The sequence below is a fragment of the Streptosporangium brasiliense genome, from assembly GCF_030811595.1.
GTDB classification, from domain to species: domain Bacteria; phylum Actinomycetota; class Actinomycetes; order Streptosporangiales; family Streptosporangiaceae; genus Streptosporangium; species Streptosporangium brasiliense.
In genome coordinates, this window is record NZ_JAUSRB010000001.1 from 1,666,739 (window position 1) to 1,691,999 (window position 25,261).

Genomic DNA, 25,261 nt, shown 5'->3' on the forward strand with positions numbered 1-25,261 from the left:
GGCCCGGCTCCAGCTTCAGATCGGGGTGATCCGCATGACCTGCTCGCACACGTTGGCGAGCACGGTGTTGGGCGGGTGGTCGAAGGCGTACGCGCCACCGCGGGCGGCGAGTGCCAGTGCGAGCAGCGCCGCTGCGGCAGCGAAACGGGAGATGCGCATCAGACCACCTCTTTCTGGACGAGTCGCAATGATCCGGTATGCGGCTTGGGGTGGCTGTGAGTATTTGTGAAGGAACGTTCCTGCACAAGGGATTGGTGGAACGATCCTGGCGTACTTCTCCCAGCTCCTCACCGCCACGACCCAGGCCGCCCTGTCCCATGGCTACGGCGTCGTCCTGCTGCCCACCTCCGGCCCGGAGGACTGCTGGCTGGACATGCCGCTGGACGGCGTGACCCCGGCCGCCTGTTCTTGGCCGACTTCCAGATCCGCGGGTCTTCGGCCTTCCCCGGCCAGGGCCCGCGCGGCGGACCCGACGGCCGGCGATGCCCCCGCTCACTCCTGGGCGGCGCTCAGGCGGAACCGGTCCCGGAACTCGCGGGGTGAGACGCCGAACTCGGCCTTGAAGAGCTTGCTGAAATGGCTGGGGCCCCGGATGCCCCAGCGGGCCGCCACCGTGTACGCGGGCAGGTGGGCCAGCGCGGGGTCGGCGAGGTCCCGGCGGATGCGGTCCAGGCGTCGGCGCCGGATGTGGGCACCGACCGTCTCCCCCTGCCGTTGGAAGAGCGCGTGCAGGGACCGGACCGAGATGTGGTGGGCGGTGGCGATCTCCACGGGCGGAAGACCGTCGGCCAGATGCCGGTCGATGTGATCGATGATCCGGTCGAGGACGTGCGCCTGGTCGGCGGGCAGGCTCTGCCTGCCCGCCTCGCGGACGAGGGTCCGGATGACGCCGCTGACGTGTTCGCCCATCTCGCTCCTGGCCACCGGCCCGAGGTCGCGCGCCCGGTGCGCGAGTTCGGTGAGCATCGCGGCGAGGACACGGCCGCTGGGTGAACGGGGAAGCTCCTGGTTCGCCGTCGTGTTCCGCGCCAGCCTCATGAGCTTGGCGGTCCCGGAATCCAGGTGCATGACGAACCAGCGGTAGTTACCGCCGAGGTCGAGGCGGAACGGGCGTTCCGCTGAGTAGAGAACGAAGTCGCCGGGAGAGAGCGGGCATCGGCGGCCGTCCTGTTCGAACGTGCCGTCGCCGGACAGCAGCAGTCCGAGCAGATGGGCGCCGTCGCGGGCCGCGGCCGGCGCGTGCGGGCTGACCTGCACTCCGTGCTCACCGCTGATGTCGCACGTGTTGAGCGCGCCGAACCGCTCAGGGCGCATCTCGGCGGCATAGGGGGCCGCCGCCTTGACCAGGACGGTGTCGGACGCCCGGAAACGGTCGGGCGAGTCGGTGTCCAGGTATCCGAAGACGAGCGTGCCATCGTGCTGGGTTTCCAGATGCACGGCCCCTCCTTCCGCACTGCGACGCCAGAAGCCTGCGCTCCGATGCCAACGCGAGCGCCGAGATTGGCAGATGCTCGCACTCGTCTCCCGGTTCCTGGAAGTGAAAAGACGGTTACAGGTGGATGTACTTCTGGCAATCCTCAGCCTGTTCGGCCTCTATGGGCTCGTCACCCTCGGCATTGCCGTGATCTTCGCGGCGACACGGGTGGTGAACCTGGCCCAGGGCGACCTCATGATGGTCGGGGCCTACACGGCGGCGGTCGCCGCCGGACCCGCGTTCGGCTGGCGGGTGGTGCTGGCCCTGGTGGTGAGCGCCCCGCTGCTCCTGCTGATCGAGCGGCTCCTGTTACGGCGCCCCCTCGCGGACGGGCTGGCGACCATGCTCGTCACCTGGGGGGTCGGCATGGCGCTGCGCCAGGCGGCCGAACTGCTCTTCACCTCCACCTCCCGCACGGTCGAACCGCCGATGGCCGGGGCCGTGACGGTGCTGACCACGCCCTATCCGGCCTACCGCCTGGCCTGCGGGCTGATCGCGGTGGCGGTCATCGGGCTGGTGCTGCTCGTGGCCTACCGGACGGGCTGGGGCCTCACCCTGCGCGCGATCGCGGACAACGCGACCATGGCGGCGCTGCTCGGCACCGACCCGCGCAGGGTGCGCACCCTCGCCTTCGTCCTGGGCGGGCTGCTGGCCGTACTGGCGGGTGCGCTGTACAGCCCGGTGCTGGCGGTGAATCCGACCATGGGGTTCAGCCTGCTGGTCCCTGTCTTCTTCGGCCTGCTGTTCAGCCGTCCCGGCGCGCTCGCGACGGCGGCGGGCGCCGCTCTGCTGATCGCCGCCCTGTCGGTGCTGCTGCGCGCCTGGATGAGCGACGTCCTGGCCGAAGTCCTCTTCTATCTGATCGTCATCGGGGTTGCGGCGCTGCGCTCGCGCCCCTGGATTTGGAGGTTCTCCTCATGGCTCAGCCGCCTTCTCCTCCCCGCACGGGCATCCTGACCGTAGCCACCCTGCTGGCGCTGACCGGATGCGGCGGCTCAGCGATCTCGGGCGGGCAGGACGGCCAGAGCGGGTCGTTGAAGATCGGTGTGATCGTTCCGCTCACCGGACCCGTCTCCGCGACAGGAACGGCCCTCCGGCGCGGGTTCGAGCTCGGCGTGAAGAAGGTCAACGACAACGGCGGCGTCAACGGCAAGAAGGTGGAGTACGTCGTCGTCGACGACGCGGGCAACCCGGCGACCTCTACCCAGCTCGCCAGGAAGCTCATCCAGCAGGACCAGGTGTCGATGATCTTCGGCACGATCACCGGGGACACCGCCGAAGCCGTGGCCCGGGTCGCCGACGACGCGAAGGTCCCGTTCGGTACGGCCATCCTCGGTGACACCGAGAGGTGCTACACCTACCAGTGGGGCTTCGGCGAGACCACTCGCCAGATGCTCACGCCGGCCGTTCCCGAGCTACTCAGGAAGTACGGGACGAAGGTGGCGATCGTCGGCTCGGACTACAACTACCCGCACTTCTACGCCGGGGTCGCCAAGGAGCTCGTGAAGCAGGCGGGCGGCTCGATCCTCGCCGAGGAGTACAGCCCGCTCGGGCAGGCTGACTGGCAGCCGGTCATCACGCGGATGAAGGACGCCGAGCCGGACGTGGTGCTGTCGATGGTCGTCGGCGCCGACGCGGTGACGTTCAGCCAGCAGGCCAAGCAGTTCGGCCTGCTCACCCCCGAGCTGGGCTTCGAGGGTGCGCCACTGGACACCGACTACTACCCGGCGCTCAGCGCCCTGGTGAACGGCCGTACCCACACCGTGCGCTGGACCGACGGCCTGGACGACGCCGAGAGCCGGAAGTTCGTGGCCGACTACCGCGCGGCGCACGACTTCAAGGACCCGATCCCCGAGGTGGCGGGCAACGCCTACTTCGGCGTCCAGTTTCTCCTGGACGCCGCGCGTAAGGCAGCCGCCTTCGAAGGGCCGGCGATCAACACGGAGATCGGACGGCTCACCTTCGACTCGCCGCTCGGCAAGGGCACCCGTTTCGAGAGCACCAACCACAGGCTCCAGGCCGACATGCTGGAAGTGACGATCAAGCCCGGCGGCGCGTACGAGGTGAGCAAGAAGCTCGGCCCGATTCCCGACACCACCCCGAAGACGGGTTGCGCATGAGGATGACGGTACGGCTCGGCCTGCTCGCCGCCGTCCTGGTGGCGGCTCCCTTCGGGCTCGGCACCTTCGCGGTGGCCACCCTGACCCTGGGGCTCTGCTACGGGTTGTTCGCCTACGGGCTCGACCTGTCCTGGGGACGGGCGGGACTGCTCAGCGTGGGCCACGCGGCCTTCTTCGGCCTGGGTGCCTACGCCGTCGCGCTCAGTCAGGCGCACGACCTGACGATCGCCGTTCTGCTGGTGGCGGCGCCGGCGCTCTCGGTCGCCATCGCGCTGCCGATGGTCCGGATCGGACTGGCCTCCGGCATCCCCGACGCCCCGCTCATCCTGCTGACGATCGGCGTGAGCCTGCTGCTCCAGCACGCCGCCACCAGCCTCACCGGCCTGACCGGCGGCACCAACGGGCTGTCGATCCGCAGCCCCGGTGTGGTCACGACGTACTATCTGACCCTCGTGGTGGTGGCCGTCGTGGTGGCCGTGACCACCGTGACGGTTGTCAGGAGCAGGTTTGGCGCGCGGCTGACCGCGGCGTCCCGCAATCCGGAGCGCGCCGCCCAGACCGGCATCGACGGGCTCCATGTCCGCTCCACAGCCTTCGTGGTCAGCGCGGCGGTGTCGACGGTCGCGGGCGCGCTGTACGCGCTCGCGGCAGGGCTGGTGTCCCCGCAGATCTTCGGTCTCGGCCTGTCGACCAGCGTGCTCGTCTGGCTCGCCCTGGGAGGGCGGGGGTCGACCGTGGGCCCGTTCCTCGGCGCGGTGCCGGTCACGGTGGGGGAGCAGATGCTCGGCAGCACCTGGCAGGGCTGGTACGTCCTGGGGCTCGCCGCTCTGTTCGTCCTCGTCGTTCAGTTCGCTCCCACGGGCCTGGCGGGGATCGCCCGCCACTGGACACGTGGACCCGCGGTGAGGCTGCCCCCCGCCGCCTCGGTGCGCCGGCCCCGGAAGGGGAGCGGCGGCCAGGCCAGGGGAGCGGCGGCGCTCGTCCTCAAGGGGATTCACAAGTCCTTCGGCCCGGTGAACGTGCTCCGCGGCGTGGACCTGACCGTCGAGGACGGGCGTTGCGTGTGCCTGATCGGTCCCAACGGCGCAGGCAAGAGCACCCTGCTCGCGATCGTCGCGGGCCAGCTCGCCCCCGACGGGGGTGAGGTACGGATCTTCGGTGCGGCCGCCTCCGCGGTGCCGATCCATGACCGGGTACGCCTGGGAGTGGGCCGGATGTTCCAGATCCCGAGCGTCCTGACGGACCTGTCGCTTGCCGACAACATCAGGCTGGCCCGCATGGACGCACCCGAGCACGTCGAGTTGCCCGCCGAGTACGACGACCTGGTCCGCGACGGGACGAGCGAGGCCCGTGCCCTGCCGCTCGCCGACCGGAGACGGCTGGAACTCGCCATGGTGCTGGCCGGGGCACCCCGGCTGATGCTGCTCGACGAACCCGCGGCTGGGCTCGGACCGGACGACGCCCGCGCGCTGGTCAGGGAACTGAAGGAGGTCTCCCACCGGACGGGCTGCGCGATGCTCGTCGTCGAGCACGACATGACGATCGTCCGCGAACTGGCCGACGACGTCGTGGTCCTGCACGACGGAGGCGTGATCGCGCACGGCGCGATGGACGAGATCACTGCCGACCCGGCGGTGCGCGAGGCATACCTGGGGGTGCACTGATGCTCGAACTGCACGAACTCTGCGGAGGGTACGGCCAGGCCGCCGTGGTCCGCGACGTGGATTTCCGGATCGCGGCGGGTGAGACGGTCGCCCTGCTCGGCCGCAACGGCACCGGCAAGACCACTCTGCTGCGTACGATCTTCGGGCTCGCCGACCGGCAGGGCGGCACGCTGAGTCTGGCGGGCCGTACCGTGCCGCCCGGTCGTCCGGAGCTGCTCGCCCGCTGGGGCGCCGCGCTGATGCCGGAGGACCGAGGGGTGTTCCCCAGCCTCACCGTCGCGGAGAACCTCCGGCTGGCCACGCGCAAGGGCTTCGTCCCCGCGGTCGATCCGCGCGAGATCTTCCCGCTGCTCACCGAGCGGCATCAGCAGGCCGCGGGAACGCTGTCCGGCGGGCAGAAGCAGCAACTCGGCATCGCCAGGGCGATCGTCTCCGGGCAGTCGCTGATCGTGGTGGACGAGCTCACTCAGGGCCTGCAGCCGTCGGTCGTGCGCGACGTGCTGGAGGCGCTTACCGGCATCGCCGCGACCGGTGTCGCCGTGGTGGCGGTCGACCAGCACGCGGGGCTTCTCCTGGACCGAAGCCACCGCGCGGTCGTCATGGAGGCCGGCCGGGTCGTGTTCGACGGCCCGAGCACACCGCAGACCCGCGAGGAACTCGACCGCCTGCTCGCCGTCGGCTGACCCCTTTTTCTTCTCATTGTCTGGAGCCATCATGGACCCCTTCGACTCCGCGTCGGATCTCGCCGAGGCGGTACGCAAGCGCGAACTGAGTCCGGTTGAGATCGTCGACACCTGTCTGGAGCGCATCAACCGCTACGACCCCGAGGTCGGAGCCTTCGTCTGGCGGAACGACGAGCAGGTGCGATCGGCCGCCCGGCGGGCTGAGCAGGCCGTCATGGAGGGCGGCCGCGAACTGCCCGCCTTCCACGGTGTGCCGGTTCCCATCAAGGACCTGACCCAGGTGGTGGAGCAGCCCGCCACCTACGGGACGTTCGGGGTGCACGACACCCCGCGAACGGTCACGGAGCCGGTCGTGACAAGGCTGCTCAACGCGGGATTCCTGCTGATGGGCCGGACCAACAGCCCGGACATGGGACTGCTTTCCACCACCGACAACTCCCGCTACGGCAGTACCCGCAACCCCTGGAACCTGGCCTACTCCTCAGGCGGCTCCAGCGGTGGCGCGGCGGCCGCCGTCGCCGCCGGTCTCGCGCCCGTCGCCCACGCCAACGACGGTGGCGGCTCGATCCGCATGCCGTCGTCGTGTTGCGGGATGGTCGGTCTCAAACCGAGCCGGGGCAGGGTGCCGCAGTATGTGGCGTCCTGGGAGCACGCGACCGTCGAAGGCGCGATCACCCGCACGGTGCGTGACGCGGCCGCGTTGCTCGATGTCATGAGCGTGCCCGACAACCTGGTCATGTACCGCGCGCCCGCCCCGGAGCGGCCGTTCTCCGACGAGGTGGGCCGCGACTGCGGGTCGCTGCGGATCGGCCTGCTGCTGGACGCGCCGACCGGGTTGCCGGTCGATCCGGTGTGCGCGGCGGCTGCCATGCACACCGCGCGGTTGCTGGAGTCGCTCGGCCACGCCGTGTTCCCGGTGTCGCCGCGCTTCTTCAGCGGGGAGGCCATCGTCGGCTACACCCAGACCGTTCTCGACGCGGCGTTGTGGGCGTCGCCGTACGACCAGCCGGAGCTGGCCGAGCCGCACCTGCGGTACCGGATGGAGCGCGCCGCGAGCTGCCACTCGGGGACCTACACCCGGGCCGTCGCCCTCCTGCAGGAGGAGTCCGTCGTCGTCCGCGCCCAGTGGGGCAGGGACTTCGACGTCTTGCTCACCCCGACCATGGCCTGCCCGCCCCCGCTGGTCGACACGGTCCTGGCGGAGGCCAACGCCGATCCTGCGGGGGTCAGGGTCACCGAGACCCAGATGATCTCGTTCACCGCCGTCTGCAACATCACCGGCCTGCCCGCCATCACACTGCCGACCTACACCTCGCCCGACGGGCTTCCCATCGGCAGCCAGCTGATCGGCGGGCCCTGGGACGAGGCTGTGCTCATCCGGCTGGCTGCCGCCCTGGAGGAGCTGGACCGCTGGCCGCTCCGCCGCCCCGCACGCTTCCTCGGATGACCTCCGCACATGACAAGGAGATCCGCCATGGCAAGAACAGAACTGGCCCGTCTGGTGCAGAAGATCTTTCAGGAGCATCGGGCCGCCGCACGGCTGCGCGTGCCCGTCGACGAGGTCCGAGGCGTGGCAGGGGTGCGTGCGGTGTCCCGCCGGGCCCTCCTCGGTGGTGCGGCCGCTCTGGGCGTGGGGGCCGCGACCGGCGTCCTCGGCTTCCCCGTCCGCCCCGCCCGCGCCGCCGACCAGCCGCGTGTGGCGATCGTCGGTGCGGGCATCGCCGGCCTCGCCGCGGCGCTGCGGCTGGCCGACAAGGGGATCGGCGCGACCGTCTACGAGGCAGACACCCGGGTCGGCGGCCGCATCTACTCCAATCCCTCCGGCGCCTACTGGAGAGCTGGACAGGTCTCCGAGTGGGGCGCTGAGCTGATCGACACCGGTCACGAGATCATCCATGGACTGGCCGCGCGGTTCGGGCTGCCGCTGGACGACCTGCGTGCCGCCGAGCCGGCCGGCAGCACGGAGACCTACTGGATCGACGGCGGGTACTACCCGTACGCGACCGCCAGCGCCGACTTCGCTCCCGTCTACCAGGCGATCCTGGCGGACCTCGACGGGTTCGCCTGGCCGAGCTGGGACACCCCAACCTCTCCCCAGGTCGCCGCGCTGTCGAACATGACGACGTACGAGTGGATCGAGACCAGGGTGCCCGGCGGCCACTCCTCCCGGATCGGCAAGCTGCTCGACGTCGCCTTCACCACCGAACTCGGCATGGACACCGACAGCAGCACGGCGATGGGCATCCTCGTCGTGCTCGCCGCCCAGCCCGAGGGCAGGTTCTCCCTCTTCGGGCAGAGCGACACCCGCTTCCACATCAGAGGCGGCAACGACCTTCTCCCGCGGGCCATCAAGGACGCCCTGCCCGCAGGGACCGTACGGCACGGCTGGAAGTTGGAGGCCCTGGCGGTCGACGGCGCGGGACGGCAGACCCTGGTCTTTTCCGTCGACGGCCTGACCCGAACGGTGACCGCCGACCACACGATCTTGGCCCTGCCCCAAGGCGTACTGCAGCGCGTGAACTTCTCCGCCGCCAGGTTCGACGCGCGTAAGAGAGCGGCCATCGCGGCCCTGCCGATGGGGCGCAACACCAAGTTGGCGCTCCAGTTCGACCGACGCCTGTGGAACGACGCGGGCCCGTGGGGCCGCGGTAGCGGCAGCACCATGTCGGAGAGCGGCTACCAGACCTCCTGGGAGTCCACCCGTGCCCAGGCGGGCACCCAGGGCATCCTCCTCGCCTACGCCGGCGGCGATCACGCCGCCGACTTCAACCCGGCCTCCGCTTTCTCGACCGCGAGCTCCTACAGAACGGCGGGGTACGCCCGCGCCGTCCTCTCTCAGCTGAACACGGTCTTCCCCGGCCTGGACAGCCAGTGGAACGGCAAGGCCACGCTGGCCGCCTGGCACCTCAACCCCTACGCCCGCGGCGCCTACGCGGGGCTGCCCACCGCCTATTACCAGTATTACGGTGGCTACGAGGTGGTCCGGCAGGGCAACGTCCACTTCGCGGGCGAACACACCTCCGCGGTCGCCGCGGGATTCATGGAAGGGGGAGCGGATTCGGGCCTTCAGGCCGCGAACGAACTCCTGGCCGACCTCGGCATCGCCTCCGCGGCGTGAGTAGGTCCTGAGGGCCGGGCGCACCGGCCCTCAGGAGCCGCGGGAGAACCTCGCCGTGCTCTCCTACAGGGCCAGGGTGGTGGTGATGCGGATGTCGTCGAGTGAGTGGCCGGTCTGGAGCGCGTAGTCCCCGGAGACCAGGCGCCATCCGTCCTCGCTCCAAACCTCGGCCGCGCGGCGCGGGATCTCGACGGACACCTCGGCGGTCTCGCCGGGGCCGGCCTCGGCGACGGCGAACCCGACCAGCCAGCGGGCGGGCCGGGAGTCGGGCACCACGGGCGCCAGGTAGACCTGCACCACCTCGCGGCCGGGACGGTCGCCGGTGTTGCGCACCCGGACGGTGAGCGTCTCGTCGGCGTACTCGGCGGAATCGTAGTGCCAGGTCGTGTATCCGAGACCGGCTCCGAACCCGTAGGCGGGAGCCGTACCCGACCGCTCCCAGGCGCGGTAGCCGACGAAGACGCCCTCCTCGTATCGCAGCACACCGTCGACGGGGGTGACGTCGACGACCGGGCAGTCCTCGAGCGCGCCGGGCCAGGTGGTCGGCAGGCGGCCGCCCGGCTCCGTGCGGCCGAGCAGCACATCGGCCAGCGCGTGGCCGCCCTCCTGGCCGGGGAACCAGGTGAGCAGGATGGCCGCGACCTCTTCCCGCCATGGCATCTCCACGGGGGAGCCGGCGTTGACCACGACGACCGTCCGCGGGTTGGCGGCGGCCACCCGGGACACCAGCTCGTCCTGACGGCCGGGCAGCTTCAGCGACGTGCGGTCGAAGCCCTCGCTCTCCACCTCCTTGGTCGTGGCCACGACGACCACGGCGACGTCCGCCGCCGAGGCGACCTGTACGGCCTCCTCGATCAGCTTGTCCGGACCGAGCGTCGGCTTGCGGTGACCGAGTGTGGCGCCGACGAAGGGGAACGACAGCAGGTCGGACCGGGGCACCGTGTGCTCGAGGCGGACGTCGACCGGCTCCCCGGCGCGCAGCTCCACGTCGACGACGGTGTGCGGCGGCGCCATGAACAACGCGATCGGGTCATCGCCTTCCGGGGCCATCGTCCCGTCGAAGCGGGTCTGCCCGCCGACGACGAGCCGGAAGCGGCCGACCCCCTCGATCGAGAGCCGGTGCACGCCGCCGACCGTGGGAGTGAACGTGCCGGTGATCTCGACGCTGTGCAGCTTTTGGAAGGCCACGCCTTCCGGCATCTCGCCGAGCCACTGGATCACCCCCTCGGACAGCGGGAAATCGCCGAGCACCCGCCCGTCCTCCGCCCGGCAGACCACGCGCAGTGGGAACCGCGCCGGGTTGAACCTGCCGCTGGGGTCGGCCCCGCGGGCGTACGCCATGCGGACCCCCGCGGACGCGAGCCCCTCGTACGGTGACACGACATGGGAGGGAAAGACCTGCGCGCTGCCCCCGCCCATCACGCGGGCCTCCTTCGCCGCTCCTCCGATGAGGGCCACGCTCCTGTCCGGGCCGAACGGCAGGACGCCGTCGTTGCGCACCAGCGTGAACGACGACGCCGCGATCTCACGAGCCAGCGCCTCCCCGTCGATGGCCGGAAGGGGCTCGGCGCGGGGCGCGCCCTCCAGGGCGCCCACCCTGCGGGCCAGGGTCAGCACCCGGCGTGCGTGCTCGTCCACGACCTCCTCGTCCAGCTCTCCGGCGCGTACGGCCGCCGCGAGCGCCGGGCCGTACACGGTGCCGGGGCCGGGCATGGCGATGTCGAGCCCGCCGAGCGCGGCGCGGATCGTGTCCCGGGCGGCCGTCCAGTCGGAGACGATGACGCCGTCGAAACCCCACTCGTCGCGCAGGACCTTGTTCTGCAGCTCGTCATGTTCTGTCATGGTGTGCCCGTTGACGCTGTTGTAGGCCGCCATGACGCAGAACGGCCCCGCCTTCTTCACCACGAGCTCGAAGGGGGCCAGGTAGAGTTCGCGCAGGGCACGCTCGCCGACCAGGACGTTGGCGGTCATCCGCTCGGTCTCGAAGTCGTTGGCCACGAAGTGCTTGACCGTGGCGGCGACCCCGCCCTCCTGGACTCCGATGACGTACGCGGCGGCGATCTCGCCGCTCAGCACCGGGTCCTCGGAGTAGCACTCGAAGTGCCGACCGCCGAGGGGGGAGCGGTGCAGGTTGACGGTCGGCGCCAGCAGCACGTGAACACCCGTGCGGCGGGCCTCCTGGGCCAGCAGGTTGCCGACGCGGCGGGCCAGCGTCACGTCCCAGGTCGCTGCGAGGGCGGTCGGGCTCGGCAGGGCGATGGACGGGTCGTCGGTCGTCCATCTGGCGCCTCGGACACCGATCGGCCCATCCGACATGACGATCGAATCGAGGCTGACGCCGGGCGCCGCGGGCAGGCTCCACATGTCCTGACCGGCCAGAATGCGTGCCTTGGTGTCCAGGTCGAGTTTGCTCAGCGCCTGTTCCACGATGTCGTCGTGCTCGATTCCCGACACGGTCGGCGAACCCCCTTGATACGAGTGACCAGAACCGCGCCCACGATCATGCCGATCGGGGCGAAGAGGAAGAGTGCGGGCCACGCTTCCCCTCCGGAGTATGCCCGCGGTTACCGAGTGGTCGGTAGGTTATGACATGTAATCGTTACTCTTGCTGATCGCGTTAGGCTCGGCGCGACGAGAGGAGTTGACGCATGGTGCGGCGCCGAGGATCGCGTGAGAGCCGGCGGGAGGAGATCCTGCTGGCCGCGCTCGACGTGTTCGCCGAACGCGGCTACACGGGGGCGTCGATCGCGTCGATCGCCGAACGGGTGGGCCTCAGCCAGCAGGGGGTGCTGCATTACTTCCCGAGCAAGGATCGGCTGCTCGCCGAGGTTCTGCGGCTGCGCGACGAGCGCAACCTCGACGTGCTCGCGCTGCCCGGTGAGGGGGGAGCGATCACGCTGGACACCGTGGCCGCGCTGGTCGAGTACAACGCGCAGCGCCGCGGCATCGTGCAGTCCTTCACCGTGCTCTCCGCGGAGAGCGTGATCGAGAACCACCCGGCCAGGGACTTCTTCAAGACGCGCTACGGAACCTCCCGTGCCTGGATGGCCGAGGTGATCCGCGCCGAACTCGGCGACGAGTTGCCCGCCGGCCTCACACCCGAGCAGGCCGCGCCGCTGATGTTCGCGGTGATGGACGGACTCCAGCTCCAGTGGCTGCTCGCCCCCGACGAGATCGACATGTCGGGGCTGTTCCGCGCCTTCCTCTCCCTCCTGAAAGCCCGCGACTCGGCCCCCGGGCTCAGCGGACCGACCTGACGGGGAGCACGGTCAGCGCTCCCACGATCGCCACCACGGCGGACACGATGAAAAGCGTCGGGTAGCCGCCCACGCCGATGAAGAACGCCGCGGCGAGCGGCGCGAGCATCTGCGGTCCGGCATTGGCGATGTTGAGCACCCCCAGGTCCCTGGCGGCGTTCTCCGAGTTGGGCAGGACGAGGGTGACCAGGGCGGTGTCGACGGCGTAGTAGGCGCCGAAGCTCACCCCGTTGATAGCCATGAAGATCATCATGCCGGTCCAGGTGGGCGACAGCAGCAGGATCAGCGTGGCCAGCCCGGTGATCGCGCTGGAGACGAAGACGAACAGCCGGTACCGCTGCAGCTTGTCGGCCAGCGGCCCGGCGATCAGGGTGGCCAGGACGGAGGTGACCGTGTTGACGACGGTCAGGGTCGCCACGCCTTCGACGGCGGTCACGCCCGAGGGGAGCGCGATGTAGTCCTGGAGTATGTAGAGCTCGAACATCAGCACCATGAAATAGCTGAGGTTCATCAGCGCGCGGCCGGTGAACACCCACATGAAGTCGCGGTGCCTCAGGGCGGACAGGAAATCCGCCAGCACGGCGAGCGGCGACCTGCGCTCCTTGACCACCGCCTCGTACTCCCCGGGACGGGGGTCCCTGCTGAACAGCACCAGGAGTACCGCCGACGCGACCACGCCCGCGCCCAGCAGCAGGTAGCTTGCGATCGAGCCGATGTACGCGGCCGCGATCTGGGTGCCGACGATGGCCGCGACCGAGGTGGCGATGCCGACGACGGCCGAGGCGGTGCCGCGCAGTTCCCTGGGCACGCGGTCGGGGACGATGGCCGTGAGCGCGGCCTGGAAGAGGTTCATCATGGCCTGGGCGATGGACCAGGTGACCAGGATCACGATGATGCTGCCGGCCGTGCCGAGGAACCACAGCGCGGCGAAGGCGCCCAGAGCACCGCCGAGCAACCAGGGGTCGCGGCGGCCGAACCGGGAGTGCGTGCGGTCGGAGAGTGCTCCGCCGATCGGGTTGAACAGGGTGGCGAAGATCGCGCTGACCCCGGCGACCAGGCCGGCGTTGGACACCTTGTTGACGGGGTCGGCGACTTCGATGGCGCTCTGCAGGAGCGGGGCCACCCCGAAGTAGACGGCGAACATCGCGGTGTTGGCGAAGAACAGAAGCCCGAAGAGGCCGGCCTGACGGGTCCCTGGGCGAGGGGTCCTGGCTGTCATGATGCTCCAAGGGGGGTGATCTGAGGACGGGAGACGTGCTTCGCGCAGCGGCCCGCCTCGTGCGGGAGCCGTACCGGGGGACTGGCCGGTCGGAAGAAACGCCGGCGAACGACCGAGATCAGCGCAGACCGGCGAGGCGGGCGGCGGTCGCGGCATAGGTCGCCGGGTCGGCCGTCCAGTCGGCGTCGATCGGAGTGATGCTGACCTTGCCCTGGGTGAGGGCGGCGAGGTCGCTCCTCGCCTCGCCCTCGGTCTCCTCGAAGGAGACCTTCATCGTGTAGGTGTCGCCGCCGCTCGCCTTGTAGGCCACGCCGAACAGCTCCTCGCGGGTCTGCCGGGTGAACGCGATCCCGGTGGGCGAGGCCAGGTTGGGGCGCGTTGGATAGTTGACGTTGAGACCGGCGTGCTTGGGCAGCAGACGTCTGCCGCGCGCCGTGTGCTGAAGCCGCGCCACCAGCCTGACGATGAAGTCCGCGGTGGCCGGCATGTTGGCGACCGTGTTCTGCATGTTCTCGAAGTCGAACTCGGTGCTCACCGCGATAGCCGGCATGCCGAGGTCGATCGCCGTGACCGCCGCGCCGACGGTGCCGGAGTTGTTGACGATGCCGCCGATGTTCTGCCCGAGGTTGGTTCCGGAGACGACCAGGTCGACCTTGTCGCCCGCGAAGACGTGTCCGAGGCCGAACAGAACCGAGTCGGCCGGGGTCCCGCTGACGGCCCAGACCTTGTCGGCCACCTTCTTGGCGGTGATCCGATGGCCGTCCTCGACGGTCCGCTTGGCGCTCGCGCCGCTCTGGTCGGCGGCCGGGGCGACGATGGTGACGTCGTGTCCCGCGGCGGTGAGCTTGTCGAAGACGGCCTTGATGCCCGGGGCACGGTAACCGTCGTCGTTGCTGAGCAGGATGGTCAGCCGCCTGGCGAGCTCGGAACGCGGGGCGGAGGCGACGGCGGAGGTGGTCGGGAAGGCGGCTGTGGCCACGGCCACGGCGGCGAGGAAAGCGGCATGTCGTCGGCTTGGCTTCATGGGGGCTCCGAATCTCGCGAGGGGTACCGCTGACCAGGAGCATGGGCTATCAGACCGAGCACTCGGTAGGCCTTGTTGTCGAATTGTTATATATGCCGCGTTGGATCCCTCGAGGTCCGTGCGCCGATCGGGACGCGCCTGTACGTTCTGGCATTCTCGAGGGGTATCGGCGTGCGGCTCATATTCTGACTACTTTGGCTTCAGGGAAGAAGATGCCAAGTACTTTAAATACTGGGTAAATATCATATTCGCCGACGAGGATGGCGAACTTAATGCAGAATGCATTTCGGATAACGGCAGGTCGCAGGGCGCGGACAGGGCCTGGATGTCACGCCTATTTCAGGGGCATCGTGATCCATCCCCATTCATGTCCGCCGGCACCGTTCTGGCAGCATCAAGCACCAAATGCCCGAGCTGATCTTGCTGAGATCACCTTGTTGCGGTGCTTTTTACCCTGCTGACTCTGCACTGCATTTGACCAGGTGAAGCCTAATGTGGCCTGCGGGTCCGGAGGTGGCGCGCAACCGTGGTGATTTCCTCGAAGGTCCGTGAGGGCCACAAGGGGGATTACCGGCGTCGGCAGGACAAGGCGCGAAGGTCCAGGAGAGGTTTCCCGGCTTCCTGGGATACGAGGGGTTCGAACCCGTGGCCGGGATCCAGGAGCGCCGGGTCGTCATGTTCCGCTTCGACACCCGTGAGCACCTCGACGGATGACTGGAGTCCGGCACCCGCAGGAAACTGCTGGACGAGGGCCACGACTACTTCCTCGCCTACGACGTGCGAACAATCAGGTCGGCGTTCAGCGGCTGGTTCGGGTTCGGTGGCGAGACCGGGCAGGACCCCCCGCCCAACTGGAAGCAGGCCATGTCCGTGCTGCTGGCGCTCCACCCCACCGTGATGATCCTGAACCTGACGCTGAGCCCCGCGCTCAGGGTGGCGCACCTGCCCGGCGATCTCGCCCTGTTCGTCGGCAACGTGGTGAGCGTCGCCCTCCTCACGTGGCTGCTGATGCCGCTCGTCAACAGGATCTTCGCGTCATGGCTGCTGCCCGGCAGGGCCGTCTCCGTCTCCACGAGCGTGGCCGGTGCGCTGGCGATGGTGCTGTGCTCCGTGCTGTCCGCCGCCGCCTTCGGCGTGATCACCGGCTAGAGGCGCGGCCGCCGACGCGCGCTGACGACGTGGCCGGGTCCCGTCCGGCCGGGCCAGGTGGCCTCCTGGCTTCCGTCCGCCTGACGGGTGATGCGCGCCGCCACCCGGTTGGGCGAGGGTTGCTCCCATGAGCGTTTACGAGACCGAGCGGCTGACCGTCCGCCTGTGGACCCACGACCAGAGCGACCTCGACCGGATGACCGACCTCTACTCCCGCCGGGAGGTCACCCGGTGGCTGCCGCCCTTCAGTTTCGAGGCGGCGCCGGCGGTGGACGGCTGGCGCGCCTTCCACGAGCGGGACCGCCGCTTCGGCTCCTGGGCGGTCGAGGTCCGCGACACCGGGGTGGCCGCCGGGACCGTGCTGTTCCGGCCGATCCCCGGCGGAGAGGGAGAGGTCGAGGTGGGCTGGCACTTCCACCCCGACTCCTGGGGGAACGGCTATGCGACCGAGGCGGCCCGGGGCGCGGTCGAGCGCGGTTTCGCCTCCGGGCTGGAGGAGGTCTACGCCCTGACGATGCCGGACAACGCGGCGTCCATGGCCGTCTGCCGCCGGCTCGGCATGACCGCCCTCGGCCGGACCCGGCGCTTCTTCGACCTGGAGTCGGAGATGTTCCGGCTGTCCCGGGAGCTCTGACCTCCGGGGACGGAGCCGTGGCCGCGGCGGCGCCGCCCCCGCGGCCGCCGGCCGGACGGGGCCCGGTCCGCGCGGCGCCGCCGTCCGCACGGGCTAGCCGGAGAGCTGCTCCAGCGCCCTGACCAGGGAGGCGGTGCTCCGGTCGCGGAGCGGGGCGTAGTCCGCCTCCGGATACTGGCGGGGGCCGTTCTCCACCAGAATGATCAGCGCGAGGTAGAGGCGGTAGAGGGCCAGCCGGGCCCGGGCGGAGTCGGTGAACTCCACCACGCCGCCCGCCTCCCGGTATCCCGCCACGATCTCGTCGGCCTCGTCCAGCTCACCGAAGATCGTCGGAGTGACGAAGTCGGCCAGCGGGTCGCCCCAGAACGCCCGCTCGTGGTCGATGATGGCCTGGATGCGCGGGGCGTCGCCGGGAGTCAGGAAGACGTTGCCCGGCCACACGTCGAAGTGGACCAGGGACGGCGCCGTCACCTCCTCCAGCACACCCGCGTTCGCCTCGATCACCGCCGAGATCTCGGCGGCCGGCCTCGGCAGCGGCGTCGCGTAACGGCGCGCGTCGGCCAGGATCGCGCCGGTCATCGTCAGGAAGGCGGCCCGCCAGGTGCCGCCGGTCAGACCGGCGTGCGGGTAGCCGTAGACGTCGCCGGTGACCGCGTTCAGCCGGGCCAGATGGCCGCCGAGCTCCCGGCGGAGCGCGCGCTGGTCGGCCTCCGCCGGGCTGACCCGGTTCCACGGCACGCCGCCGAGGGCGGACAGGACGAGGTAGTCGCCGCCCAGCACCGGATCGTCGAACCCGGCGCACAGCAGCTCCGGACCCGGCACCCCGGCCGGTCCGGCCAGGGCGTAGACCATCGCCTCGGTGCGCAGGAGGTTACGTTCGTAGCGGAGCTGCTCCAGCTCCGGCGGGGGCGACAGCTTGAGCACCACCTCGCGGCCGTCCTCCAGCGTCAGCCGCCACACGGCGTTGGCGAAGCCGTCGGTCAGCTCCGCGGAGGCGGTGACCCCGCTGCCCAGGGCCCGCCGCGCCAGCGCGTCGAGCTCGGCGGCAGTGAGCGGGCGCTTGGTTCTGCTGTCCATCGCGGCACCTCAGATGGCGGAGATCGTCCAGGAAGTCTCGATCTTGTCTCCGGGCTGGAGCACGACCAGATCGGTGCCGGAGTTGAAGGCGTCCGGCGGGCAGGTCATCGGCTCGACGGCCAGCCCGCGGTGGCCGAGCCCGGTCCCGGTGCACACCTGGGCCCAGGGCAGCGCCGCGGCGTCCCAGCTGATCTCGACCCCGCCGTCCGGGCCGCTCACCCGCACCCGGACCAGCCCGTCGGCGTCCGGGACGAGGCCGGTGAAGGCGTGGTCCACGGCGGTGCCGCCGACCGCGCGCGCGGCCGTGAAGTCGTACGGCGTGCCCGAGACGTCCTCCAGGGAGCGCGGCAGCAGCCGGTCGTCCACCAGTAGCACCCTGGTCGCGGGCAGGTGCAGCTCGTAGTCCTCGACGGAGTCGCCCGCCAGCAGCCAGGGGTGCGGGCCGCAGCCGTAGGGGGCGGGGCCGTCGCCGATGTTCTCGGCGGTCAGCGTGGTGGTCAGCCCGCCGGGGGTGAGGGAGTAGAGGACCTGCAGGGCGAGGGTGAACGGGTAGCCGGGGGAGGGGGCGATGGTCTGCGCCAGCCGTACGAAGCCGTGCTCGTCCTCCACCGCGAGCCATTCCACCGCCTCCCAACCGGCCTGGGCGACCAGCCCGTGCAGGGCGTTGCCCCTGTCCTCCTCGTTCGCCACGAGCCGGTGGGTCTGGCCGCCGAAGGTGTAGGAGGCGCCGCCGACCCGGTTGGGCCAGGGGGCGAGCAGGGTGCCGCTGTAGTAGGGGATCGGCCCTTCTGCCGGCCAGCTGGTCACCAGGTCGCGCTCACCGTGACGGAGCACGCGCAGGGCCGCGGCCCGCTCGGTGATCTCGGCGTGCATGGCGCCGCTGCGGAGGGTGAACTGCCGGGACACGGGAGTCCTTTCGCCGGGGAGGTGGGGCAAGGTCAACAGCTCGAAGGTACACAGGCGGGTCGCCCCCGTCAGGCGGAGGCCCGCTCCACCAGGTGGGTGTCCAGTATCACCACGGGCTGCTCCAGATGCTCGCCGTTGATGCGGGCGATGAGGAGATGGGCCATCTGCCGGCCCATCGCCTCGGTCGGCTGGTGCACGGTGGTGAGCGCGGGGGAGGAGTGCGCCCCCGCGGGCGAGTCGTCGAAGCCGATCACCGCGACGTCCTCGGGGATCGTCCTGCCCTCCTCCCGCAGTACCCGCATCGCGCCCAGCGCCATCGGGTCGGAGGCGGTGAACACCGCGTCGAGGTCGGGGTGCTCGGCCAGGAGCTTGCGCGTGGCGGTGATGCCGCTCTCCTCGCTGAAGTCGCCGTAGGCCACGATCTCGGTCATCCCGGTCGCCAGCAGCGCGTCGCGGTAGCCAGCGAGCCGGTCCACGCCCACCCCCATGTCCTGCGGGCCCGCGATGGTGGCGATCCGCCGGCGGCCCTTGCCCAGCAGGTATTTGACCGCCTGCCGGGCGCCGGCCCGGTTGTCCACGTCGACGTAGCTGTAGGGGGTCAGGCCGACGGGGCGGCCGCCGATGACGGTCGGCACGCCCATCGCCTCCAGCCGCCCCGGCAGCGGGTCGGCGCCGTGCAGCGAGATGAGCAGCACGCCGTCGACGTGCTGCCCGGTCAGGTAGTGCTCCAGCCGTTCGTGGTCCTGCTCCGACTGGGCCATCGCCAGGATGAGCTGCAGGCCGGTCTCGGACAGGGCCGAGCCGATGCCACGGATGGTCCCGGCGAAATAGGGTTCGTCGAAGACGCGCAACTCCGACTCCGAGACCACCAGCGCGACCGTGTCGGTGCGCCGGGTGACCAGCGCGCGGGCCGCCCGGTTGGGGACGTAGCCCAGCTCCTGGATCGCCTGCTGCACCGCGTCGCGGGCCTTCTCGCTCACCTTCGGCGAGCCGTTGATGACCCGCGACACCGTGCCGCGGCCGACGCCGGCCAGAGCCGCGACCGCCTCGAGCGTCGGACGACGGTCGCCGTTCATGTTCTTCGCCCCCATAAAAGATCCGTCGGTGTCTTATTCTGCCGGACCGCTCAGGCCTCCACGCCTGATTGTCCCGGCATACCAGAGAGCGCTCTCTTTCGGAACTCTGCGCTGGGTCTCGTAGTCGACGCGCACCAGCCCGAAACGCTTGCCGTACCCCCAGGCCCACTCGAAGTTGTCCATCAGCGACCAGGCGAAGTAGCCCTCCAGTGGCACCCCGGCCTCGATCGCGGCGTGGCAGGTGCGCAGGTGGGCGTCGATGTAGTCCAGGCGGTCGCGGTCGTGCACCACTCCGTCGGCCGCCACGACGTCGTCGAAGGCCGCGCCGTTCTCGGAGATGACCATCGGGACCGGCGGGTACTCCCGGGCCACCCGCAGCAGGAGCTCGCGCAGGCCCGTGTCGTCGATCTCCCAGCCCATGGCGGTGACCGGCCGCCCGCCCTCGACGAACGACACGTGCTCGCTGCCGACCCAGGGGGAACCGCTCCCGGTGGGAGCCGCCGCCGCCGACGCCGCGCCGCCCGGGGCGCCGGAGACGGTGAAGCGGCTGTAGTAGTTGATCAGGAGCATGTCCAGCGGGGCGGAGATGAGCTCCATGTCCCCGTCCTGGACGAATCCGGTCACCTCGGCCAGGTCCTCCAGGACGTCGGCCGGGTACTCGCCCTTCAGCAGGGCGTCCAGGAAGAAGCGGTTCTGCAGGCCGTCGATGCGGCGGGCGGCGTCCCGGTCGGCCTCGGAGTCGGTCTGCGGGGAGACCGCGTAGAGGTTGACGCAGCCGCCGATCCTGTTGCCGGACCGCTGGGCGCGCATGGCCGAGGCGGCCAGGCCGTGCGCGAGGAGGAGGTGGTGGGCGGCGCGCACCGCCTGTGCCGGCTCGCGCCGGCCGGGGGCGTGCTCGCCGGAGGCGTACCCCAGGAACGCCGCGCACCACGGCTCGTTGACCGTGCTCCAGTTGCGGACCCGGTCGCCGAGCGCGCCGTGTACGGCCGCCGCGTAGTCGGCGAAGCGCTTCGACGTGTCCCGTGCCGGCCAGCCGCCCGCGTCCTCCAGGGCCTGGGGCAGGTCCCAGTGGTAGAGCGTCACCCACGGGTCGACGCCCTGGGCGAGCAGCTCGTCGACCAGCCGGCTGTAGAAGTCGAGGCCCTTGGCGTTGATCGCGCCGCTGCCGTCGGGCTGGACCCGGGGCCAGGAGACGGAGAAGCGGTAGGCGCCGAGGCCGAGACCGGCCATCATCCGCACGTCGTCACGGTAACGGTGGTAGTGGTCGATGGCGACGTCGGCGTTCTCGCCGTTGACCACCCGGCCGGGCTGCCGGACGAAGGTGTCCCAGATGGACCGGCCGCGGCCGTCCTCGGAGACGGCGCCTTCGATCTGGTAGGCGGAGGTGGCCGCGCCCCAGACGAAGTCCGTCGGAAATACCAGATCCGGAGTCTGAATCTGCGTCTCTTGCGTGGTCACGCCTTGACCGCACCTTCCATGAGGCCGCCGACGATCTGGCGACCGAACGCGACGAAAACAACGAAAAGGGGGAGGACCGAGGCCGCCGTGCCGGTGAACAGCATGACGTAGTCGGTGCCGTGGGCCTGGTTGAGCGCGGCGATCGAGGTCTGCACCACCGGGTTGTCCGGGTTCAGGACGATCAACGGCCACATGAACTCGTTCCAGGTCTGCATGAAGACGAGCAGCGCCAGCACGGCCATGCCGGGACGGAGCGCGGGCAGGATGACGTTGGCGTAGATCCGCATGGTGGAGGCGCCGTCGACGCGGGCCGCCTCGACCAGCTCGTCCGGCACCGCCTGGGTGGCGTACTGGGTCATCATGAAGACCCCGAACCCGTTGACCAGGAAGGGCAGGATCACCGCCTTGAGCTGGCCGGTCCAGCCGAGGTTGACCATGAGCTCGTACAGCGGCACCACGCCCATCTGCTGGAGCGGCACCATCATCGTCACCAGGATCAGGCCCAGCAGGATCTTGCTGCCCCTGAAGCGCAGCTTGGCGAAGGCGAAGCCGGCCAGCGTGGAGATGAGCACCACCGACAGGGTCACGGTGACCGCGACGACGGCCGAGTTGACCAGGCCGGTGAGGAAGTAGGCGTCCTCGGTGGCCAGCAGCCGCTCGATGTTCTCGCCGAGGTGCCCGCCGGGCAGCATCGGCGGCGGGACGTCGATCGCCTCCTCGTTGGTCCGCGTGGCCATGATGAACATGTAGTAGATCGGGAAGGCCGACAGCACGAGGGCGAAGGCCAGGACGGCCTTCGTCAGCGGGCCGGCGTCCCAGATGCGGTTACGGGCCTCCGGCCGGGCGGGGGGCCGGGTCTGGATCGCCGTCACTTGGAACCCCCGATACGGCGGGTGAAGGAGTAGTTGATGAGCGTGCCGATGAGGATCAGCGCGAACAGCAGCCACGCGGCGGCCGCGGCGTAGCCGAAGTCGAAGTCGCGGAACGCCTCCTTGACGATGAACATCGCCACGGTCTGGTACTGGCCGTCGGTGCCGCCGGCCATCGTCGGGTTGCCGTCGAACATGACCGGTTCGGTGAACAGCGTCAGGCCGCCGATGGTCGAGATGAACACCGTGAAGACGATCGTCGGGCGCAGCATCGGGATGGTGATCTGCCAGAACTGCCGCCGGGCCGTGGCGCCGTCGATGGCGGCGGCCTCGTAGAGGTCCTTGGGGATGGTCTGCATGGCGGCGAGCAGGATGATCGCGTTGTAGCCGGTCCAGCGCCAGTCGATCATCGTGGAGATGGCGATCCACGAGGACCACTTCTCGTTCTGCCAGTTGATCGCGTCGACCCCGAAGAGGCCGAGGAACCAGTTGATCATGCCGTAGTCGCGCCCGTAGAGCTGGGTGAAGACGACGGCGACGGCGACGACGGAGGTGATCAGCGGCAGCAGCACGCCGAGACGGAAGAAGAGCCGGCCCCGGATGCGCTTGTTGAGCGCGTTGGCGAGGACCAGGGCGAGGACGAGCTGCGGGACCGTCGAGATGACGAACATCCCGAGCGTGTTGACCACCGCGTTCCAGAAGGCCCCGTCGGTGATCAGGTCGATGTAGTTGTCGAGTCCGGCGAAGCTCTTGTCCCCGGCGAGCTCCCAGTCGTGCAGTGACACCCAGAGGGTGTAGCCCAGGGGGAAGACGCCGAAGACGGCGAAGAGGAGGAAGTAGGGGGAGACGAGGAAGTAGGGGGTCGCCCGGAGGTCGAACCTGGCGAGCCCGCCGCCCCGTCCCGGGCCCCGGTGGCCGGACGGCCGGCCGGCCCCGGGCCGGGCCGGGGCCGGGGCCGGGGTGTCGACGTGCAGGGTCATGGATCAGCCTTTCAGCTCAAGGGCAGGCGACGGGCCCGGCCGCGGGGTCGCCGCCGCCGGGCCCGTACGGATCGGGCCGGGGATCAGCCCGCTGCCTTGACGCCGGCCTCGGTGAACTTCGTCCAGGCCTCGCCGTAGGGGATCGAGCCCTGGTCCATGCCCTCCAGGACCTTCTCCACCGACGTCTTCACCTGGGCGTGCTTCTCACCCAGGAAGGTGGGGAGCAGATCCTTGACGGAGGCGCCGAAGATCTGGCCGGTGGGCGCGTCGTTGAAGAAGGGGTTCTTCAGCTCGCTGACCGCCGGGTCCTGCTGGGCGGTGATGGAGCTCGGGAAGGCCGCGGCCTCCTGGAAGGCCATCACGTGGCCCTCCTTGCCGGTGAGGTAGTTCAGGACCTCGGCGGCCTCCTTGGGGTGCTTGCTCTGCTTGGGCACCGCGAGATAGGAGCCGCCCCAGTTGCCGGCGCCGCCGGGCACCGCGGCGACGTCCCACTTGCCCTTGCCGGCGTCACCGGCCGCGCCGGAGACCACGCCGAGCATCCACGACGGGCAGCCCATCGTGGCGAACCCGCCCTTCTTGATGGCGGCGTTCCACGGCGGGGTGAAGGAGGCGAGCTTGGCGGTCAGGCCCGCCTCGCTGAAGCTCTTCACCGTGTCGAAGGAGGTCTTGATGGCCGGGTTGCTCTCGATGACGAGCTGATTGCTCTTGTCGAAGTAGGAGACGTTGCCGTTCTTTGGCGCCTCCTGCGACAGGATCACGTTGTAGAGGGTGTTGGGGCCGTCGAGGAACTTGGGGTCGCCCTTGCCGGGGTTGGCGGCCTGGAACTTCTTGCCGACCTCCATGAAGGCGTTCCAGTCCGGCCAGAGCTTGCCGACCTCCTCGCGGTCGGTGGGCAGCCCGGCCTTCTTGAACAGATCCGTGCGGTAGCACATGGTCATGCCGCCGATGTCGGTGCCGAGGGCGAACAGCTTGTTGTCGGCGTTGATGCCGTTGTCCCACTTCGCCGCGGGGAAGTCGGCCTTGCGGCTGTCCAGCCCGTACTGGGCCAGGTCGGTGAAGAACTGCGGGCGGGCCTTCATGAGGCCCATGGCGCCCTCGTCCAGGGCGATGATGTCGGCCGCGCCGCTGCCGGCCTGCAGGCGCTGGAGCAGCTGGGGCAGGTAGACGTCCTCGAAGCGGTCCGTCAGGTTCTGGTACTTGACCTGGATGTTCGGGTGCGCGGCGTTCCACGTCTCCACGGCCTTGTCGTAGCCGAAGTTCTCGCCGCCGCCGAAGGTGTGCACGGTGATGGTCACCGGCTCGGCGGCCGGCGCGGAGCTGCCGCCGCCGGCCGCGGGCTTGGCGGGCTCACTCGAACCGCAGGAAGTGATCGCCAGGGCGGTGGCCGCCATGACCGCGACCGCGGCGAGCTTGCCCTGCCGCTTGTTGTTCAACATTCCGGACCCCTCTCAGGTGGTCGCCCGAATCGGTGGGAGGTGACATCGCGGACCGGTCCCCGACAAACGCGGCCGGCGACGGGGTGTTTCCTCAATGTACTTTGGGAGCGCTCCCACGAAGAGTGGACGATAGGCGGCCGGGACGTCAATATGCCGAAACTCAACCGTTACATCTGGCCTGCTCAGGGCGGATGTACAGGGGCATAGCTCACAAACTCCCCAGATAGCTGTTTGGGAGCGCTCCCATCAAACGGTGACATACTGGGACATTCCGCACAGGAGGCCGCCTCGCCGGCGGGGTGGGGACGCCGGAAGGGGCCCGGCTCGAATGAGCCGGGCCCCTTCCCGTGGCTGTGAACCCGTGGCCGTGAAACGGCCTGCGCGTCTGTCGATCAGCCGCTGTAGACCGGGTAGCCGTAGCCGACGACCTGGGACTTGGGCCGGACGCGCTGCTCGACCTTGCCGTTGCCGGTGTTGCCCTCGATCGTGCTGATCGTGCCGTCGCCGTTGTCCTTCTTCACGAAGCCGACGTGGTCGATCCCGCTGATGCGCTTGCCGCCGTTCCAGTCGAAGTAGACGACGGCGCCGGGCTTGGCGACGGTGCCCCAGTGCTTGTTGTCCTTGAACCACTGGGCGTGGGCGACGGTGTAGGCGTCCCAGCCCATGGTGGGCCGGATGCCGGCCTGCTCGCCGACCCAGGAGACGAACATCGCGCACCAGGGGGCGTTGGCGTAGGCCCGCACGTTGCCGCCGTCACGGGCGACGGTCTCCTTGGCGCGGACGGAGGAGACGTACCAGGACTGGAACTTCGTCCCGCCGCCCTGGGCGTTCTCCGAGACGCCGACCTGCTTGGCGGCGATGTTCAGGACCTGCGCGGCGGTGACCTTCGGCAGGCGCTCGGCCTGGACCTGGAGGGGGGTCCTGGAAGTCTTGGCGGTCTTGGAGACCTCGACCGGAGGGGCGGCGACGGGGGCCTGCCCGGGGGTGTCCGCCAGAGCGGCGGGGACTGCTACGACGGTGCCACCCAGGGCGATGGAGGCGCCCAGAACGATGCGGGCCAGGTGACGGGTCTTGGGGGTGAGGCGGTTCTTGGCCATGCGGGGGTGTGACTCCTTGC

22 protein-coding genes are annotated in these 25,261 nt (G+C 70.1%); 9 read left to right on the forward strand and 13 right to left on the reverse strand.

Going from position 1 to position 25,261, the window contains the following annotated elements:
- Window positions 1-15: 15 nt before the first annotated feature.
- Window positions 16-159 (reverse strand): hypothetical protein, encoded by a 144-nt coding sequence (locus tag J2S55_RS07425; protein ID WP_306858243.1) that lies wholly within the window; start codon window positions 157-159, stop codon window positions 16-18.
- Window positions 160-492: 333 nt separating this feature from the next.
- Window positions 493-1,437, reverse strand: a complete 945-nt coding sequence (locus J2S55_RS07430; RefSeq protein WP_306858244.1) for a helix-turn-helix domain-containing protein — start codon at window positions 1,435-1,437, stop codon at window positions 493-495.
- Between the two features lie 118 nt (window positions 1,438-1,555).
- Here J2S55_RS07430 and J2S55_RS07435 point away from each other — a divergent pair, with 118 nt between their 5' ends.
- Genes J2S55_RS07435 through J2S55_RS07460 form a run of 6 tightly spaced genes read left to right on the forward strand, consistent with a single transcriptional unit; the run spans window position 1,556 to window position 9,059 of the window.
- Window positions 1,556-2,431 carry a branched-chain amino acid ABC transporter permease gene (locus J2S55_RS07435; RefSeq protein WP_306858245.1) on the forward strand — a complete coding sequence of 292 codons (876 nt, stop codon included), beginning with the start codon at window positions 1,556-1,558 and terminating at the stop codon, window positions 2,429-2,431.
- Window positions 2,392-3,594 carry an ABC transporter substrate-binding protein gene (locus tag J2S55_RS07440; protein ID WP_306858246.1) on the forward strand — a complete coding sequence of 401 codons (1,203 nt, stop codon included), beginning with the start codon at window positions 2,392-2,394 and terminating at the stop codon, window positions 3,592-3,594. The genes J2S55_RS07435 and J2S55_RS07440 overlap by 40 nt, the downstream gene beginning before the upstream one ends.
- A complete protein-coding gene (locus tag J2S55_RS07445; RefSeq protein WP_306858247.1) occupies window positions 3,591-5,258 on the forward strand; it encodes a branched-chain amino acid ABC transporter ATP-binding protein/permease in 1,668 nt (555 codons plus the stop codon). Before J2S55_RS07440 ends, J2S55_RS07445 begins: the two co-directional genes overlap by 4 nt.
- On the forward strand, window positions 5,258-5,941 hold the full coding sequence (locus J2S55_RS07450) for an ATP-binding cassette domain-containing protein (RefSeq protein WP_306858248.1): 684 nt from the start codon (window positions 5,258-5,260) through the stop codon (window positions 5,939-5,941). The genes J2S55_RS07445 and J2S55_RS07450 overlap by 1 nt, the downstream gene beginning before the upstream one ends.
- A 31-nt stretch (window positions 5,942-5,972) precedes the next feature.
- Window positions 5,973-7,388 (forward strand): amidase, encoded by a 1,416-nt coding sequence (locus J2S55_RS07455; RefSeq protein WP_306858249.1) that lies wholly within the window; start codon window positions 5,973-5,975, stop codon window positions 7,386-7,388.
- Between the two features lie 27 nt (window positions 7,389-7,415).
- A complete protein-coding gene (locus J2S55_RS07460) occupies window positions 7,416-9,059 on the forward strand; it encodes a flavin monoamine oxidase family protein (protein WP_306858251.1) in 1,644 nt (547 codons plus the stop codon).
- 63 nt (window positions 9,060-9,122) lie between these two features.
- Here J2S55_RS07460 and J2S55_RS07465 read toward each other — a convergent pair whose 3' ends face one another.
- A complete protein-coding gene (locus tag J2S55_RS07465) occupies window positions 9,123-11,513 on the reverse strand; it encodes a beta-glucosidase family protein (RefSeq protein WP_306858253.1) in 2,391 nt (796 codons plus the stop codon).
- Between the two features lie 194 nt (window positions 11,514-11,707).
- Here J2S55_RS07465 and J2S55_RS07470 point away from each other — a divergent pair, with 194 nt between their 5' ends.
- Entirely contained in the window at window positions 11,708-12,316 is a 609-nt protein-coding gene (locus J2S55_RS07470) for a TetR/AcrR family transcriptional regulator (protein ID WP_306858254.1), read from the forward strand.
- On the opposite strand, the gene J2S55_RS07475 is transcribed toward J2S55_RS07470, so the two are convergent.
- Entirely contained in the window at window positions 12,300-13,535 is a 1,236-nt protein-coding gene (locus tag J2S55_RS07475) for an MFS transporter (protein WP_306858255.1), read from the reverse strand. The two genes, J2S55_RS07470 and J2S55_RS07475, sit on opposite strands and share 17 nt — an antisense overlap.
- 118 nt (window positions 13,536-13,653) lie before the next feature.
- Entirely contained in the window at window positions 13,654-14,520 is an 867-nt protein-coding gene (surE, locus tag J2S55_RS07480) for a 5'/3'-nucleotidase SurE (RefSeq protein ID WP_306858257.1), read from the reverse strand.
- 816 nt (window positions 14,521-15,336) lie between these two features.
- On the opposite strand from surE, the gene J2S55_RS07485 reads away from it, so the two are divergent.
- Window positions 15,337-15,708 (forward strand): putative antibiotic biosynthesis monooxygenase, encoded by a 372-nt coding sequence (locus J2S55_RS07485; protein WP_306858258.1) that lies wholly within the window; start codon window positions 15,337-15,339, stop codon window positions 15,706-15,708.
- A gap of 127 nt (window positions 15,709-15,835) precedes the next feature.
- Window positions 15,836-16,342 carry a GNAT family N-acetyltransferase gene (locus tag J2S55_RS07490; RefSeq protein ID WP_306858259.1) on the forward strand — a complete coding sequence of 169 codons (507 nt, stop codon included), beginning with the start codon at window positions 15,836-15,838 and terminating at the stop codon, window positions 16,340-16,342.
- 93 nt (window positions 16,343-16,435) lie between these two features.
- On the opposite strand, the gene J2S55_RS07495 is transcribed toward J2S55_RS07490, so the two are convergent.
- The 8 genes from J2S55_RS07495 to J2S55_RS07530 all read right to left on the reverse strand — a co-directional run bounded on the left by J2S55_RS07495 (window position 16,436) and on the right by J2S55_RS07530 (window position 25,241).
- On the reverse strand, window positions 16,436-17,419 hold the full coding sequence (locus J2S55_RS07495; protein WP_306858260.1) for a phosphotransferase family protein: 984 nt from the start codon (window positions 17,417-17,419) through the stop codon (window positions 16,436-16,438).
- A gap of 9 nt (window positions 17,420-17,428) precedes the next feature.
- Entirely contained in the window at window positions 17,429-18,325 is an 897-nt protein-coding gene (locus J2S55_RS07500) for an aldose 1-epimerase family protein (RefSeq protein ID WP_306858262.1), read from the reverse strand.
- Between the two features lie 68 nt (window positions 18,326-18,393).
- Window positions 18,394-19,401, reverse strand: coding sequence for a LacI family DNA-binding transcriptional regulator (locus J2S55_RS07505; protein ID WP_306858581.1), 1,008 nt, complete (start codon window positions 19,399-19,401; stop codon window positions 18,394-18,396).
- Between the two features lie 33 nt (window positions 19,402-19,434).
- Window positions 19,435-20,859 carry a GH1 family beta-glucosidase gene (locus tag J2S55_RS07510; protein WP_306858263.1) on the reverse strand — a complete coding sequence of 475 codons (1,425 nt, stop codon included), beginning with the start codon at window positions 20,857-20,859 and terminating at the stop codon, window positions 19,435-19,437.
- Window positions 20,856-21,731, reverse strand: coding sequence for a carbohydrate ABC transporter permease (locus tag J2S55_RS07515; protein ID WP_306858264.1), 876 nt, complete (start codon window positions 21,729-21,731; stop codon window positions 20,856-20,858). Before J2S55_RS07515 ends, J2S55_RS07510 begins: the two co-directional genes overlap by 4 nt.
- Window positions 21,728-22,708, reverse strand: coding sequence for a carbohydrate ABC transporter permease (locus tag J2S55_RS07520; RefSeq protein ID WP_306858265.1), 981 nt, complete (start codon window positions 22,706-22,708; stop codon window positions 21,728-21,730). Before J2S55_RS07520 ends, J2S55_RS07515 begins: the two co-directional genes overlap by 4 nt.
- Window positions 22,709-22,791: 83 nt before the next feature.
- Window positions 22,792-24,144 carry an ABC transporter substrate-binding protein gene (locus J2S55_RS07525; RefSeq protein WP_306858266.1) on the reverse strand — a complete coding sequence of 451 codons (1,353 nt, stop codon included), beginning with the start codon at window positions 24,142-24,144 and terminating at the stop codon, window positions 22,792-22,794.
- A 392-nt stretch (window positions 24,145-24,536) separates the two neighbouring features.
- Entirely contained in the window at window positions 24,537-25,241 is a 705-nt protein-coding gene (locus J2S55_RS07530) for a CHAP domain-containing protein (RefSeq protein ID WP_306858267.1), read from the reverse strand.
- Between the last annotated feature and the right edge of the window lie 20 nt (window positions 25,242-25,261).